Below are 15,208 nucleotides of genomic sequence, written 5' to 3' on the forward strand. Positions count from 1 at the left end.
TCCTCTAATTTAAGTTAATTAATAAACTGAAAGTACTTGCATTGTCTGCAGGGTGGTACTTTGTAAATGCATAATTAAACTTAATTCTGTTTAATTTTAAACCAAATCCGGCTGAAAATCCTGCAAAAGTTCTTGCATCTACCAGCTTCAATTCTTTTCCTCTTCTTACATTATATCCTACTCGAATATTAAATGCTTTTTTAGGAAAAAGTTCTGCACCAATAATTACGTGACGGAAAGCATTGTCAAAGAAAGTAATATCTTCTTCTGTTCTTTTTCCTTCAATATCCACGGTAGCGTTCGAAGGATTTCTGTAAGCAACTTCCCATTGTTGTAAGTTATCTAATGTAAGATACCATTTTAATGGAACATTTTCAAGTTGATAATCTGCACTCAACGCAATTTCAAAAGGTAAATCTTCTTTGGTATTATCGAATTTAGTAATCTGAGTTCCTAAGTTTTTTAGTACTAAAGTAAATGAATATGGTTTTTCTTTATTCTTATATAAAACACCTAAATCAGTAGCAAGTCCAAACGACGAATAACTGTCAATTACCGAATTAATCATTTTAAGATTTGCACCTACAAAAAAATGCGAATTTGGTATATGATATGCATATCCCAAAGATACAGAAAAATCATTAGCTTTGAAAGTTCCTGTCTCATTTCCTTGCGCATCTGTACCAATTAATTCTCCATAACCAACATATGTCACTCCTGCATGAAAAGTTCCCAATTTATCATTGAACTTATAAGCATAAGAAGCAGAACCAAATGAGATTCCTGCTAAATAATTTACATAGTTCACTCCTACATTATTATGCATATCTTCATTAATAGTAGACGGATTCCATAAAGGCTGATTTACATCATCGGTAAGTGTATATATTTCTCCACCCAATGCTGCTTGTCTTGCCGAAGTAGTCAAATTTAAGAACTGATAAACTTGTTCTCCACCAGTTTGCGCAGTTGCAAATGCAGAGTAAAGACATAGGAGTAATAATATTTTCTTCATATATGAGTTCGTGTGTAAAAGGTATTTTGTTTATTAAACGAAAAATAAGAGAAATAGTATATAAAAATCATTTTTCTTTATAAAAGATTAGGAATAATTCTGTTTATAAAAAAGTAAAGAAACCAAAAAGGTTCTATTTTATTACCCTCTTCTTATTTTTCAACAAATATAATTTTTAAAAAATAATTTGATAGGGTAAGTAAAAATATTTTTTAGAGCCTGTTTTAAATTGTATCAGAATTTATTTTATAGCTTATTAAATTGCTATTTTGAAGACTTTTTTGGAGTACATAGCCTAGCTATGGACAAGAAAAAAGACAAAAAAGAGCTTTTAAGAAGTGTATAAAATTTTTTAATATAAATTAAAATAAGCTCTTGAAGACTAAAAAATAGCTTTATAGTTTTGTAATTTTAAATAGAGTTTAAAATAAATACCTAATACATTTTTATAAAGTGTGCTCATTACCCCTTGTATTTGTGTGGTCACGAGTTATAAACTCGCGCCAGCGAACAGTTTCAAATTACAAACTATAAAAACTCAAGATAAAACGAACCAAAAAAATAAACCAATGGAAAATACATTTTTTAAAAGTCCAGTTGTAACAGTAGATTGGCTAAAAGAAAATATAAATAATGATAAATTAATTTTATTAAACGCAACTATTTCCAACCCAAATGCGAAAAACGTAGAAGAAGATAATTTACAAATCAAAGAAAGTCGTTTTTTTGATTTAGGTAAAAAATTCTCAGACACTTCTTCTGATCTTCCACATACGATGGTCTCTCCAGAAGTTTTTCAAGAAGAAGCTAGAAAAATCGGTATTAATAACGATAGTATTTTAGTTGTTTATGATAAACTAGGAGTATTTTCTTCTCCAAGAGTTTGGTGGATGTTTCATGCTATGAGATTCAAAAACATTGCAGTTTTAGATGGAGGATTTCCAGCCTGGAAAAAAGAAGGTGGAGAAACCGAAGAAATGGAACTGAAAGAATATCCAACTGGAAATTTTGAAGCAAAATATCATTACAGTTCTTTTTGTGATAAAAATTATGTGAAAGATACAATTGACGAATTAATGATTACAACTTGTGATGCTCGTCCAGAAGGTCGTTTTTGCGGAACTACACCTGAACCTAGACCAGGATTGAGAGGTGGACATATTCCAAATTCTGTAAATATTCCTTTTACTTCTATTATTAAAGACGGAAAAATTGTATCGAAAGCAGAATTAGAAAAAGCATTTGATGGAATTTCTAAAACACATGAACTAATTTTCTCATGCGGATCTGGAGTTACAGCTTGTATTCTTGCACTTGCTGCAACTATTTTAGGTTATGAAGACATTACAGTTTACGACGGTTCTTGGAGTGAATGGGGAATTCCGAGTGAATTGCCAGTCGTAGAAGGAAAATAATGTTTTTTATAATGGATATTTTTTAAGAAATTTGCCGCTTTTTAAAATCGAGAATATGTTCAGTAAAGAGGAATCGAGAAGATTAAAACAAGAATTTTGGACTTCATTTGGAAAATCATTTCCAAGAAAGTGGATTTTATATAATACAAAAATAAAAGATGTTGCTTTCAAATTTTATTTTGACAGAAAATCTGCGATGGTTGCTCTAGATATCGAATGTAGAGATTTAGAATCTAGAATTCGTTATTATGAAAAATTCGAATCTTTCAAGAAAATTTTGGAAGAAGATTATATCAAAGGTTTGATTTTCGAAGATTGTTATGTTTTAGAGAACGGAAAAGAAATTTCTAGAATTTATATTCAGAAAGATCATGTTTGTATTCACAACAAAAAAACATGGCAAGAAACAATGGAATTCTTAAATGAAAACATGGAAAAGTTTGAAGAATTCTATTATATGTTTGAAGACGTTATAAAAGGATAATTTCCTGTTCCCCTCTTGAGAGGCAGGGCTGTCAAGTTCTAGTTTTATTTATCGATTTTTGATGATCGCTGGCGCGAGTTTGTAACTCGTGACCACACAAATGCTAGAAACAATGGGCACACTTTACAAAAGTGCGCCAGGTTTTTAATTAAAAAATTAGGAGAACCTGACAGCCCTGCTCTTGAGAAGGGCTAGGGGGTGTGTAAATATTTTTTTCGCTAAAAATTGCAAGCATTTTCACATAAATACAATATTTTAAAAATCCTCTTAAGCTTTTGGTTTAAGAGGATTTTTTACAAACTATACTTCACTTTAAACATGATAATTCTTGACATAATATATTCTCTTGCATTAGATGATGAAAGTAAAGTCTGAAAATTTTGTTCTCTATATTTTGTATCTAAAATATTTGTTGCATTTATCTCAAAAGCCCAAGCTGAATCTTCTTTTTGGTATTCTAAATTCGCATTCAGTACAGAAAAATTATTAGAATCATCCAAAACAGAATTTGAAACCGAATTAATACTATAATTTGCTTTAAAATTAAAAGATTTCAAGAAAAAATAATCTAAATCAAAACTCCATAAATTAGTAGAAATCGTTGTTTCAAGATTCGATTTTGCAAAAATTCGGTTTGTAAGAAAATTCACATTCAAATTTGGATATTTTTTAAAATTACTTCTCAAACTTGCTCCGTAACCAAAACTTTTATTTTCATTCTTAATTTTTTCTTCATTGATAAAACTATTATAAACATTATACCCTAAGTTTCCATTTATACTTGAATTAAATTTCCACAATTTAAAATTCAAACCAGCCGTACCATTCAGATATTCATAATCATAAGAAGTAAAATTCAGACTAGAAATATAATCGATTCCTTGCATTTCGAAGAAATTTAAAAATGCTTTTTCCTTTCGGATATAATTCATCGAAGCATTCATTAAAAATGCTTTTTGAAAATTATGTTTCGAATATCTCCATTTAAAATTATGAGTTATTTGATTTCTCAAGTCCGTAACTCCTCTAAAAACGGAATTAAAATTCCGCAATTGATTTCTATTTGAAAGTTTGGAAACATCCAAGAAAAAAGAAGAAGTTTTATAATCAAAAATCATTTTTTGATTTCTTGGCAACGTATATTTTATATTCAAATTTGGCAGAAAAACCAAAGGCTGCTTCGTTGTTTTGTTCGAATAATTTTCAACTTCAAAAAAATGTTTATGAATAAAAATAGAAGGTTTGAAAATAAAATTATTTATCAAAAATTTATATTCTAAACCTAAATGTACATCCAGATTATTTAGCTTGGTTTGATTATCAAAATTTGCATCAAAAAAATCATGAATCGAATTATCTTCTAAAATTTGATACGTTTTTGTTTCAAAATTACTTCTTGTATTTTCAATTCCAAAAGTTGTGTATAAATGCTGTTTATTTGTCAAAATCCAATAATGTTTCAACCTAGAATAAATAGAAATTTTATTAGTTTTCAGATCATTTCTCAAATCAGTTCTTTCTTCTTCTATTACCGGAATAAAAGAATTAAAATCATAATTCTCTGAATTCCAAAATTGATCATTTTTAGCATTTTGATAATCTATTTTTGTAATCCATTTTAATTTATGTTTGGATTTAAAATCTTTATAAAACTTAAATTCATTCGCCCATTTCAGGTCTGAGTTTTGAAGATTTGAATTCAAATTTGAGTTTGTTTCACCAAAATTTGTATTTAAATTTTCTTGATTCTCAGCATCAAAATATTTTAATTTAGAATGATAATGAAATTCTGTATATGGATTCGAAATATATTTCAGTTCTGCTTTTCCAATCGCAAACAAATCTGAGTTTTCTAAGCTATTTAATCTTTTCTCTAATAGATTATTCGAAAAATATTTATTTGTATTTTCTTTTCTGCTTAAACTGTTCGATTTTGAAAAAATTCCATAAGTATTCAAATCTGTTTTTTCACTCAATTCTGAAGAAACATTGAAGGAAGCAAATTGATAATTATTTTGATAAAAATCCTGATTTTGTAGGCTTTTCGTAAAAGATTCGTTGAAAATAGAACGTTGTAAATTTTTATCTTCCATAATTCTCAAACGTCCTCCTTCCAGATTAATATAGTCCAATAAAGTAAAAGATTTTGATCCAGAATTATTAAAATCTATAATGGAATTCACCCTAGTTTTCGGGCTATAATAAAATAATTTAGGTTGTATCTCATATTTATTTTCTATTCCAGGCCCTGCTTCTATTGTTCCAAAATAAAAATTCTTTTTATTCTTTTTCAACTTGATATTCATCACTAATTGTTCCGAATCTTCAACATTTTTTAAAAACGTTACTTCATTATAATTATCCAACATCGTAATACCAGCAACAGCATCTGCTGGTATATTATTCACAGCTATTTTGCTATCTCCTGTAAAAAACTTTTTTCCTTCAACTAAAACTTGATTAACTTTTTTTCCTTTTACAGTAACATTCCCTTCCTTATCTACATTGACCAAAGGAAGTTTTTTCAACACGTCTTTCAGCTTTCGTTCCGAGCCATCTGTATAAGAATCTGTATGAAATGAAACGGTATCTTTTTTCTCAATTACAGCTTGCGTATATTCTAGTTTCACCTCGCCTAATTGCTCCGAAAGTTCTTTTAAAACAATGGTTTGAGTTTTATTTTTAATCGTGTTTAATGGAAAAGAATGCTTTTCATAACCTAAGAAAGTAACATTGATTGTATAATCTATTTTAGATTTCAGATGTAATTCAAAATAACCTTTTTCATCTGTAATGGTAAATTTTGGAGAATCTTCTTTACTCTCCGTATAAACTGTAGCAAATTCTAAAGGGTTTTGAAGCGTATCTCTAACAAAACCCTCTAGTTTTATTTGTTGTCCAAAAGAATAAATTCCTATAAAAAGGAAAATAGCTAAAAATATTTTTTGCATCAAATTTACATTTTCTTCAATAATTCAGTGAAGAACTGTTCACTTTCCTTATCAAATTCTTCCCTTGACACTTTCCTTCCTTTTGTAGGTTTATTGATTTTAAATTTTGGTGTTTTTTTATAAAACTTAATCTTTGTAGCAATAAAATAGATGTCTCCACTTTGAGATTCTAAAACCAAACCTGGAAGCTCATCATATCCTGCTGGTCCGAAAGATCCAGGGATTTCTGGTGTAAACCAAACAATCATTTTTACTTTTTCACGCTTCAAACCTTCTTGTGGTTTTTTAGAATCAAACACTGCTGCCATTTTAGTTCCAATAGCTTTGAAAGCTGTATATCCACTAATTACTTTTTTTTCATTTGTAATTTCCCATTCCCAAGATTTCATAGGTTGAGAAATTATAAGTAATTCTCCTCTATTTTTATTTTGATGTAATTTCTCTTTAGTCTTCAAATTTTTATAAATATTTCCTCTACCGCCACCTTTTGTAATTATCCTACGATTACCTTCTTCTACTGCTAAAGATTTATCAAAATAAAAAATAGATTCTTGACCTATAACTTTTAATATATAATCGTATTCATAATAGATTTTTGGAGGATTAGTAGATAGGTCGTTTTCTTTTTTTTCACCCTTTTTATAAATTACTTCAAAAGAAGCATTTTGAGAAAAAGAATTATTTATAAACAAGACTATCAACCCGATAAAAAGAAATGTTTTTTTCATGTATTTTTTTTAGAAACATAAATCTATAAAAAATCATCGACTTTTCAACAGTAAATTTTCCAACTCCTCCAAGCCAGAAAAACCAATAAATAATCCCTCATTTCTTTCATCTATTTTATTATTGGAAAAGTATTGACTCCAACCTTTTTCGTTTTGATAACAGAAGGTTTTCTTTTGATATTTTACACAAAATCCTAACTCAATTAAAGTTCCGGAAGCTCCGCCAAAGGCTAACACTAAATCTGCGGAACTTATGATGATTGAGTTTCGCATTTCGCCTAAACCTGTTCGGATGGTGATGTCTAAAAAATCATTAGCTAATTTTGTATCTTTTTCTGGGAGAATTCCTACAACTTTTGCTTTTCTATTTTCGTTTTCAAAAACACCTTTAGAAACTGCTTCCATCACGCCGCCTTTTCCTCCATTTAGAATATTGACTTCATATTTTGAAAGCATCTTTCCTACTTGGTAAACAAAATCGTAAAGTTCTTTGGAACATAAATCTTGATTTACACCGATTATTGCAATTTGTAGATTTTTCATTTGGTTGTTTTACGGTAAGTTACAATTTATCTGAAAACTGCGCTAGGGATAGAGGCATTTGTTGGAGCTCTTTTGGCTGCCTGCATTTTTGCAGCCAAAAAGCGACTGCCGAAAGCCCGACATTTTTTCTTTTTTGGCAAAAAAAGAAAGGAATGGAGCGCCCTGATTATTTTGAGTATCCTGTTTCTATCAAATTAGTTTTTGGAATTTCTAATTCTTCTAACAATTGATGGCATTGTCTTTTCAGCTCTTCATTAGTGAATTTATTTTGAAAATCCATCGCTTCTATTTCTAGATATTTTTCTTCATTCGGAAGTAAATCCAAATGTATTTTTATGTTTTTTAGAATGTAAATCTTCCTTCTTTTTTCAATTATGGCAAGTTTCTTATGTTTCTCAAACAATTCTTTTATTTGTTCTTTACTCGGATTTTTATCATATCTGTACACGATAGTTTTCTCAGAATCTTGTTCTTTAATCCTTTGATAATGTGCAATTACATTTTCGATATTTCCAAGTCGAAGTTTCAATTTCCCGCTATCTCCCTGAAAATATTGATCTTTTTGAAAATCTTCTCCTTTATATTCTGCTTTTAAATATTTTAATTTCTCTTCGATTTCTGATAAAGAAGAAATTTTAGCTTTTACGGTAAAGTCTTTATAATTTAATTTTTGCATATTCCTAAAATAAAAAAGGCTCTGAAAATATTCAAAGCCTTTTTTTTATGTTTCATTTCTTTATATGATTTTATTCTTCCGAATCATCCAAAAGTTGGTGTTGGTAAGCTCCTATATCGGGATTTGCGGTACGATCCACACCTAAAATATCAAATGGAACTTGCTGCGCTGTTTGCTGATCTGCTTTGTCCACTACTGGAGAATCTTGCCCGATTACCAATTCGTTTTCATAAGGATCTTTAAACATTGGTTTTTCGTTGAAAATATTATCTTGATAATGTTCAAGGTCTGAGAAATTATATTCTGGAATTTCAGCATAATTCCCTCCAACATCGTTGAACTGAATTAAATTGTTCTTGAAATTATATCCAAATAATGTTTCCTCTACTCTATCAACAATCAGTTCAATATTACTACTTCCAGAGATGATACAGTTTGTGAAATTTGCTTCGTATAAATCTTTTGCAATTTTCGTTTCTATTCCATTTTCTACCACTGTATAATAATTATTGACTAAAACTGCTGGAAATTGGCGCAGACCACTTCTCCAATAATTTGCGAAAGTACATTGTTTGAAATTATAAGTTCCTCCGATAGTTGCTGCTAAAGAAGCATTTCCACTATTATTAATCACAAGGTTTTCTCCAAGAATATTCGCTTCTCTTGCTAAAATTCCGTAGTTGGTATTGTTGTAAATCTGTGTGTTTTTAATAGTTAAATTAGGATCCACTCCGTTTCCGTTAGAATCAATCAATAGTCCGATTGTTGCATTTTTAATCACTGTATGATTAATCTGGTTATCCTGACTTCCTTCTCTTAGCCAAATTGCTCCCCATTGTCCTGCAACATCACTCAAAGCTGGCTCAAGACGATCTCCTTCAATCATAATTTGATTTTCTAGAGTTCCGTTCATGTGCACAGAAGCTTGATTAGAAACCATCAGACCCGAGTTGGCGTGGAAATGAATTTTCGCTCCTTCTTCTACTGTAAGATTTCCACCTTCAGGAACTGCTGCATAACCGTAGACAACATAAGGTTTTTCATCATTCCAAGTAGCATTTTGATCTAAATAAAAACCTTGAATACTTATTTCTTCTCCATCCGCATCTGTTCCGATTGGAATTGTTTCAATCATTCCTTCTGCATTTTTAGAAGGATAAAGGAAATGTGCATCTTGTACAAGCGTCACCAATTTCACATCTTGCTGAAAAGCTTGGCTATCAAAAATAAGAGAATCGGTATAAATAGGGTCTGTTACTGCGTTATAATCAATTGTTGTTTCGATAAACACGAAAATACTGTCCTTTGCTAGGATTTCTATATTTTCAAAACTTTTTCCTGGAATTCCGTCTACATTAATTCTATAGTTTGAATTTTCTCCTCTTCCTAAGCGAATTGAAGGAATAAAAATATCTTCCGAACTATTATTGTAAACTTTAAGATTGTATGTACTAGAACCAATATTTGTAAAAACAGTATCTAGGTAAACGGTGTCTTTTGAAAATCCTAGTCTACTATTATTTTGAACTGTCTCAAAATCTTTTCTACAAGAACCCAAAAACAATAAAGATATAATGGCTAAAAAAGCAAAAATTTGTTTCATATGAATATAAGTTTCATAGCTATAAACTATGTAAGGTATTTTTTATTGTAAAAATTACAAAAAGAAATCACATTCCTTGAAGTAGTGTAGAATGAACTCATTTAAACTTTTTAACTCAAAATTCGTTTAAACGAGTTCAATGTGATTTCTGTGTATATCTTAATTATCTTTTCTTTAATTTGATTTCGAAAAGCTTATCCCAACGTTTTCCAGTAACAAACAGACGATCATTTTCTTTATCATAAGCAATTCCGTTTAATACATCGTCTTGCTTGTCTTTGATATTCATTTTCTCTGCTAATTTTGTCATGTTTGCAACAGCTTCAATCGCTCCAGTTTCTTCATTAATAATAAGAATAGAGTTTTGTTGCCAAACGTTTGCATAAATTTTTCCTTTTACATATTCAAGTTCGTTGATTTTTTCAACTTTTCTTGTATTTGTATAAGCTTCAATATATCCTTCTTCTTTTTGGTTTTCTCCATTTAAGAACCAAATCTTCTCTGTTCCGTCTGATTTGATTAATTTCTTTCCGTCATTTGTTAATCCCCAACCTTCACGGCTTTGTCCATACTTAAAAGTACCTTCTTCTTCAAAAGTTTCAAGATTACGAACAAATCCGATTCCTTTTTTCCAAGTTAATTGGAATATTTTGTCATTAAAAATTGTAATTCCTTCTCCAAAATACTGTTTAGGTAAATCGTATTGTTCTAAAACTTTTCCTGTTTTAAGCTCCACTTTTCTTACAGAAGATTCTCCATACTGTCCAGTTCCTTCATATAAGAAACCATCTCTATATTCTAAACCTTGCGTATATGCTTTAGGATCGTGAGGGTATACATTTACAATTTCAAAATCCATTACTAAAAACGGTGTACTACTTAAGAAATAAGCAGTATTTACTAATTTTTTAGTTTTATTTTCATAGAAAACTACTGCCGAAATAGCGTGTTTTCCAAGCTTATATCCATTAATATCTACTAGCGTTGAAGTTCCTTTAGCCATCGGTAATTTTTTACCATCAATACTAAATTGAACAGAGTCAACAGGTTGATTATTCTCTTCATTTATGCTTAAATTTAACGCTTTATTCGTTTGTATTTTTTTCGGTGCAGTAAGTTTAAATTTATATTCCTTTGTACATGAAGCAAATAGCATTGCAGCTACTCCAACAGTAAATAAATATTTAATAGACATAATTTATTGTGTGTTAATCTTTTGATTTTAGTAAATAAAATTCTTTTTATTTGTTTGTCGTTTCAAAAATATGATTAAATTTGCAGTCTGAAAAATAAATATACACTTAAAAACGAGTTCAGATGAAAAAAGGTATACATCCAGAAAACTATAGAATGATTGCATTTAAAGATATGTCAAATGGAGACGTGTTTTTAACTCGTTCTGTTGCTAACACAAAGGAAACTATCGAGATTGATGGAGTTGAATATCCTTTGATGAAATTAGATATCTCGAGAACATCTCACCCATTCTATACTGGTAAAACGAAACTTATTGATACTGCAGGACGTATTGATAAATTCAAATCTAAATATGCTAAGTTTAAAAAATAATTTAAACTTTGATAACTTATTACAGAAAGCCTTCAGTTTTGGAGGCTTTTTTGTTACTTTAATTTAAAAGAGATTAAAATTATCATATTTTCAAAAAAATGCGATAATTTTACATATACATTGGTTTTATGATTTATGTCATAAAACTGACTTCTTATAGGTCGTACCTTTACAACGTGAAAACTAAAAGACTACATAGCATCCTTTCTATCTTTATATCGTTTAGTATTTTATTCTACTCGATACAAAGCGCTATTATCATTAGTTCTTTTTATTTAAACCAAGAATACATTGCAAAAACCCTTTGTATTCAGAAAGACAACCAACAAGGTTGTAACGGAAAATGTCATTTAATGAAAACCTTAAATGATAATTTTCAACAACAGGATTTACAAAATCCGGAGCAAGAAAAAAATGAAAACTTTCCTGTACTTCGAATGCAACTTCCAGAAGTAATGGAAATCACTTTTCACTCTATTATAAAAAATACTACCAAAACATTTTTCTCTAAGAACAATTCTTGGAAAAACTGTTTACTTCTAGTAGATATTCCACCTCCAAAAGTTTCTTTAGCATAATATTTACTTTATCACAATTTTGATATTTCTATGTTTGTTATAAACACTCATATGATACGATATATTCAAAATTCAAACCTTTACAACCTTTATTGTGTTTATACAAACTAAAGTCGGACTTGTGTACGTAAATATTTTAGATCAAAAAGGCAGCATAAAACTGCTTCAACATTAATTTAAAAATAATTATCAGGTCAAAAATTTGTTGACAAAAACATTTATTGACTTCATGGAATTGATCTGCCTTGTTTTAAAAATTACAAACATTTTAAAATCAATTTCTTAATCTAAAATTATAACCTAAAGAAACTAAAATCATGAAAACGTTAAAATATATATTCCCGATCTTATTCAGTATTTTTTTCATCGCTTGTTCAAATGATGATGATGACGCAACTATAATTCCACCAAACACAGATGATTCTGTAGAACATCTAATGTTGGCTACTACTATTACAAACGATACACACGAAATTGAAGTTTATACAGAAGACGGAAAAATTCACCAAGGTTATACAGAATTTACTTTCAGACTAAAAGATATCGCTACAGAAACTTACATTTCTGATGTAGATTTTTCTTGGACTCCAGTAATGCAAATGCCTTCTATGCAACATTCTTGTCCTACTTCTTCAATTACAAAAGTTGCGGATTCTAAAGCACTCTATACTGCTTACGCTATTTTCCAAATGACTGGAGAAAACGGAATGGGTTGGACATTAAACTTTGAGTATACTACAGGAGGAGAAACTTTTGATGCTTCAAAAGAAATCAACGTAAAAGCTGCTACAAAGAAAAATGTTTCTGTTTTCATGGGAAGTAATGGAACTAAATACATTTTAGGTTTAATCCCTGCAAAATCAGAAATCGGAATCAATGATTTGACTTTAAGTTTACACAAAATGACAAGCATGATGCAGTTTGATGTAATCGAAGATCATTCTATTACTTTAGATCCAAGAATGCCTGCAATGGGAAATCATTCTTCAACAAATAATGTAAACCCTGTATTTGATGCTGCTTCAAAATTATACAAAGGAAAAGTTTCTTTAACAATGACTGGTTACTGGACTTTAAACTTCACTGTTTCTGATGCAGATGATACTTTAATCGCAGGAAATGAAATTACAGAAGACACACCTGAAAGTTCTGTAATGTTAGAAATCGAATTTTAATATTTAAATAAACGCTGCCCTTTTTATCATTTTTCCATCTAGAAAATCCCAGTTTTTTAGATGGAAAACTAAAGGGTGACTACTACAAAACTAATCTGAAAAAATTCAGAAATCATGAAAGCAATAGTAAGTATATTTCTTTTGCTAGGTTGTTTCTACACTAGTTTTTCTCAAGAACAAGAATTTTCAAAAGATTCTATTATAGAATTGGACGATGTGATTGTGATTGGAAAACGTAAATTCAACCACCAGAGATATGAAAAACCACTAGCTTCTCTAGATGAATATTTAGAGAAATCTCGCAAAGTTTCGATGATTAAACGTGGAAATTATGCGTGGGAACCAACATTGAACAGCATGACAAGTGATCGTCTTTCGATTACAATTGACGGAATGCAAATCTTCGGAGCTTGTACAGATAAAATGGATCCGATTACTTCTTATGTAGATATTTCAAACTTAAACGAACTTCAAATTCATTCTGGACAAAAAGGAACCGAATTTTCAAATGCAATTGGTGGAGGAATCAATATGCAATTGAAAAAAGGAAAATTTATCGGAACTGGATTTGGTGGAGCAATTGATTTAGGGTATGAAACCAATGGAAATGGAAAAACAACTGGAGCAGAATTAGATTATTTTGGTGATAAATTCTATTTTAAAGCAAATGGAATGTATCGTGATTATGATAATTATGATGCTGGAGGAAATAAAGAAATTCTGTATTCGCAGTACAAAAAATATAATATTGCAATCAACACTGGAGTGCAAACTTCGGAAAATGGTGTTTTAGACGCTACTTTTATTTATGATGAAGCAAACGATGTTGGATATCCTGCACTACCAATGGATGTTTCTTTAGCGAAAGCACTTATTTCTTCTTTGAATTATACACATAAATATGACAGAGAAGAAGGAATTCTTTCTTGGGAAACAAAAGCATATTACAATACAATTACACACATAATGGATGATTCTGCTCGTCCAAATCTTCAAGTTCGTATGGACATGCCTGGTTGGAGTTCAACATATGGAGCTTATTTTAAATTGAAAGGAAAAAAAGGAAAACATAATTGGTTAGTAAATGCAAATACTTTCTACAACAGAGCTGAAGCAGAAATGACAATGTATGTAGACGGACAAATTCCGATGTATATGGTTACTTGGCCAGATTTAAGAACTTTTGATAAAGGAATTTACGGAGAAGATATTTATCAAATCAATAAAAATAGTTCTTTACAATTTACAGGACGAATTGCACATCACACAAATGAAATCAAAGACGAACAAGGTTTTAAAAGTTTAGAGATTTTTTATCCTGGTTTAGAAAAAACTAGAAATCAGATGTTATTCAGTTCTGGAGTGAATTATACTTTAAACAAAAATAATTTCACTTGGAATCTTGGAGCTGCGTATGGAGAAAGAGCTGCAAACACGAGTGAAGGTTATGGTTTTTTCTTGTTTAATAGTTATGATAATTTTGATTATATCGGAAATTCTGATTTGGCAAAAGAAAAATCTGTAGAATTGAATTTCAAAACTGTTTATGAGAAAAATAAATTCTCTTTAGGTTTTGAAGCTTCTGGTTTTCAAATTTATGATTATATAATAGGTGTGGTTGATGAAGATTTGAGTCCGATGACACTTGGAGCGAATGGAGTTAAGCGTTATACTTCTTTGGAATATGCGAATTTATTTAACGCAAGTATTTTCACAAAAATTCCTTTGTATAAAGGTTTAGATTGGGAAGGAAATATTACATATTCTTATGGAGCTGATAATGATGGAAAAGCACTTCCGTTAATTAGTCCAATTTCTATGAAAAGTAAATTTTCTTACCAATACAAAAAACTTGGTTTAGAATTTTTAACAAAAGCCAACACAGATCAAGTTCGATTTAATGAAGCTTATGGAGAATCACAAACAAAAGGTTTCGTAGTTTTTGATTTAAATACTTCGTACAATCTTAAAATAAAAGAACAAAACATCTTCTTGAAAGCAGGAATCGAAAATATTTTTGATAAAGAATATACAACTTTCGCTGATTGGAACTCTATCCCAAGAAAAGGTAGAAGTTTCTTTATGAATATTTCTTATAAGTTTTAAAAGTATTTCTAAATAGTAATACAACAATTTAAAATTAAAACAATTAACCTGTTTTTTATGATTAAAAATGTTTATCGAAATTTAATCGACCTATTTTTAAAATTATAAAAATACAAGTCTTGATTTTTTTGGTTCGTTTTTTTATCAAGAAAAAAATGAATGAAGAAACTATTAAAAACATTTCTTTGCTTAAAAAGTGTGTTGTTTATTCTTTGCCTTAATACAACACACTTTTTAAAAATATATTAATCACAATACTTTTTCTTAAAAATATTAGATAAAAGAATCATTTCACTTCTACTCTATTCTTTTATTTTAAAAACCTTTAAAAATCTTAATTTTAAGAAAAATTATTAAAATTTTAT

The 15,208-nt window shown here is 29.5% G+C and carries 13 protein-coding genes; 6 read left to right on the top strand and 7 right to left on the bottom strand.

What is annotated here, in order from left to right; genetic code table 11:
• Nucleotides 1–4: 4 nt before the first annotated feature.
• Nucleotides 5–1,015 (bottom strand): type IX secretion system protein PorQ, encoded by a 1,011-nt coding sequence (gene porQ / locus I0K12_RS01285; protein WP_196885090.1) that lies wholly within the window; start codon nucleotides 1,013–1,015, stop codon nucleotides 5–7.
• 569 nt (nucleotides 1,016–1,584) lie between these two features.
• Here porQ and I0K12_RS01290 point away from each other — a divergent pair.
• On the top strand, nucleotides 1,585–2,430 hold the full coding sequence (locus I0K12_RS01290) for a sulfurtransferase (RefSeq protein WP_196885091.1): 846 nt from the start codon (nucleotides 1,585–1,587) through the stop codon (nucleotides 2,428–2,430).
• 55 nt (nucleotides 2,431–2,485) lie between these two features.
• A complete protein-coding gene (locus I0K12_RS01295; protein ID WP_196885092.1) occupies nucleotides 2,486–2,914 on the top strand; it encodes a DUF4268 domain-containing protein in 429 nt (142 codons plus the stop codon).
• Nucleotides 2,915–3,207: 293 nt separating this feature from the next.
• On the opposite strand, the gene I0K12_RS01300 is transcribed toward I0K12_RS01295, so the two are convergent.
• The 6 genes from I0K12_RS01300 to I0K12_RS01325 all read right to left on the bottom strand — a co-directional run bounded on the left by I0K12_RS01300 (nucleotide 3,208) and on the right by I0K12_RS01325 (nucleotide 10,610).
• Nucleotides 3,208–5,865, bottom strand: coding sequence for a carboxypeptidase-like regulatory domain-containing protein (locus I0K12_RS01300; RefSeq protein WP_196885093.1), 2,658 nt, complete (start codon nucleotides 5,863–5,865; stop codon nucleotides 3,208–3,210).
• 5 nt (nucleotides 5,866–5,870) lie between these two features.
• Nucleotides 5,871–6,593 carry a GLPGLI family protein gene (locus I0K12_RS01305; protein ID WP_196885094.1) on the bottom strand — a complete coding sequence of 241 codons (723 nt, stop codon included), beginning with the start codon at nucleotides 6,591–6,593 and terminating at the stop codon, nucleotides 5,871–5,873.
• A gap of 33 nt (nucleotides 6,594–6,626) precedes the next feature.
• Nucleotides 6,627–7,136 carry a TIGR00725 family protein gene (locus tag I0K12_RS01310; RefSeq protein WP_196885095.1) on the bottom strand — a complete coding sequence of 170 codons (510 nt, stop codon included), beginning with the start codon at nucleotides 7,134–7,136 and terminating at the stop codon, nucleotides 6,627–6,629.
• A gap of 166 nt (nucleotides 7,137–7,302) precedes the next feature.
• On the bottom strand, nucleotides 7,303–7,812 hold the full coding sequence (locus I0K12_RS01315; protein WP_196885096.1) for a hypothetical protein: 510 nt from the start codon (nucleotides 7,810–7,812) through the stop codon (nucleotides 7,303–7,305).
• 70 nt (nucleotides 7,813–7,882) lie between these two features.
• Entirely contained in the window at nucleotides 7,883–9,415 is a 1,533-nt protein-coding gene (locus I0K12_RS01320) for a right-handed parallel beta-helix repeat-containing protein (protein WP_196885097.1), read from the bottom strand.
• 163 nt (nucleotides 9,416–9,578) lie between these two features.
• Nucleotides 9,579–10,610, bottom strand: coding sequence for a glutaminyl-peptide cyclotransferase (locus I0K12_RS01325; RefSeq protein WP_196885098.1), 1,032 nt, complete (start codon nucleotides 10,608–10,610; stop codon nucleotides 9,579–9,581).
• 122 nt (nucleotides 10,611–10,732) lie between these two features.
• Here I0K12_RS01325 and I0K12_RS01330 point away from each other — a divergent pair, with 122 nt between their 5' ends.
• The 4 genes from I0K12_RS01330 (at nucleotide 10,733) to I0K12_RS01345 (ending at nucleotide 14,843) form a co-directional block, all read left to right on the top strand.
• Nucleotides 10,733–10,984 carry a type B 50S ribosomal protein L31 gene (locus I0K12_RS01330; protein WP_196885099.1) on the top strand — a complete coding sequence of 84 codons (252 nt, stop codon included), beginning with the start codon at nucleotides 10,733–10,735 and terminating at the stop codon, nucleotides 10,982–10,984.
• 353 nt (nucleotides 10,985–11,337) lie between these two features.
• Entirely contained in the window at nucleotides 11,338–11,562 is a 225-nt protein-coding gene (locus I0K12_RS01335; protein WP_196885100.1) for a hypothetical protein, read from the top strand.
• Between the two features lie 317 nt (nucleotides 11,563–11,879).
• Complete coding sequence (locus tag I0K12_RS01340) at nucleotides 11,880–12,737, top strand: hypothetical protein (RefSeq protein WP_196885101.1); 858 nt, start codon at nucleotides 11,880–11,882, stop codon at nucleotides 12,735–12,737.
• Between the two features lie 114 nt (nucleotides 12,738–12,851).
• On the top strand, nucleotides 12,852–14,843 hold the full coding sequence (locus I0K12_RS01345) for a TonB-dependent receptor plug domain-containing protein (protein WP_231372677.1): 1,992 nt from the start codon (nucleotides 12,852–12,854) through the stop codon (nucleotides 14,841–14,843).
• The last annotated feature ends 365 nt before the right edge of the window (nucleotides 14,844–15,208 follow it).

Source organism: Aureivirga sp. CE67, from assembly GCF_015767245.1.
Taxonomy (GTDB): domain Bacteria; phylum Bacteroidota; class Bacteroidia; order Flavobacteriales; family Flavobacteriaceae; genus Aureivirga.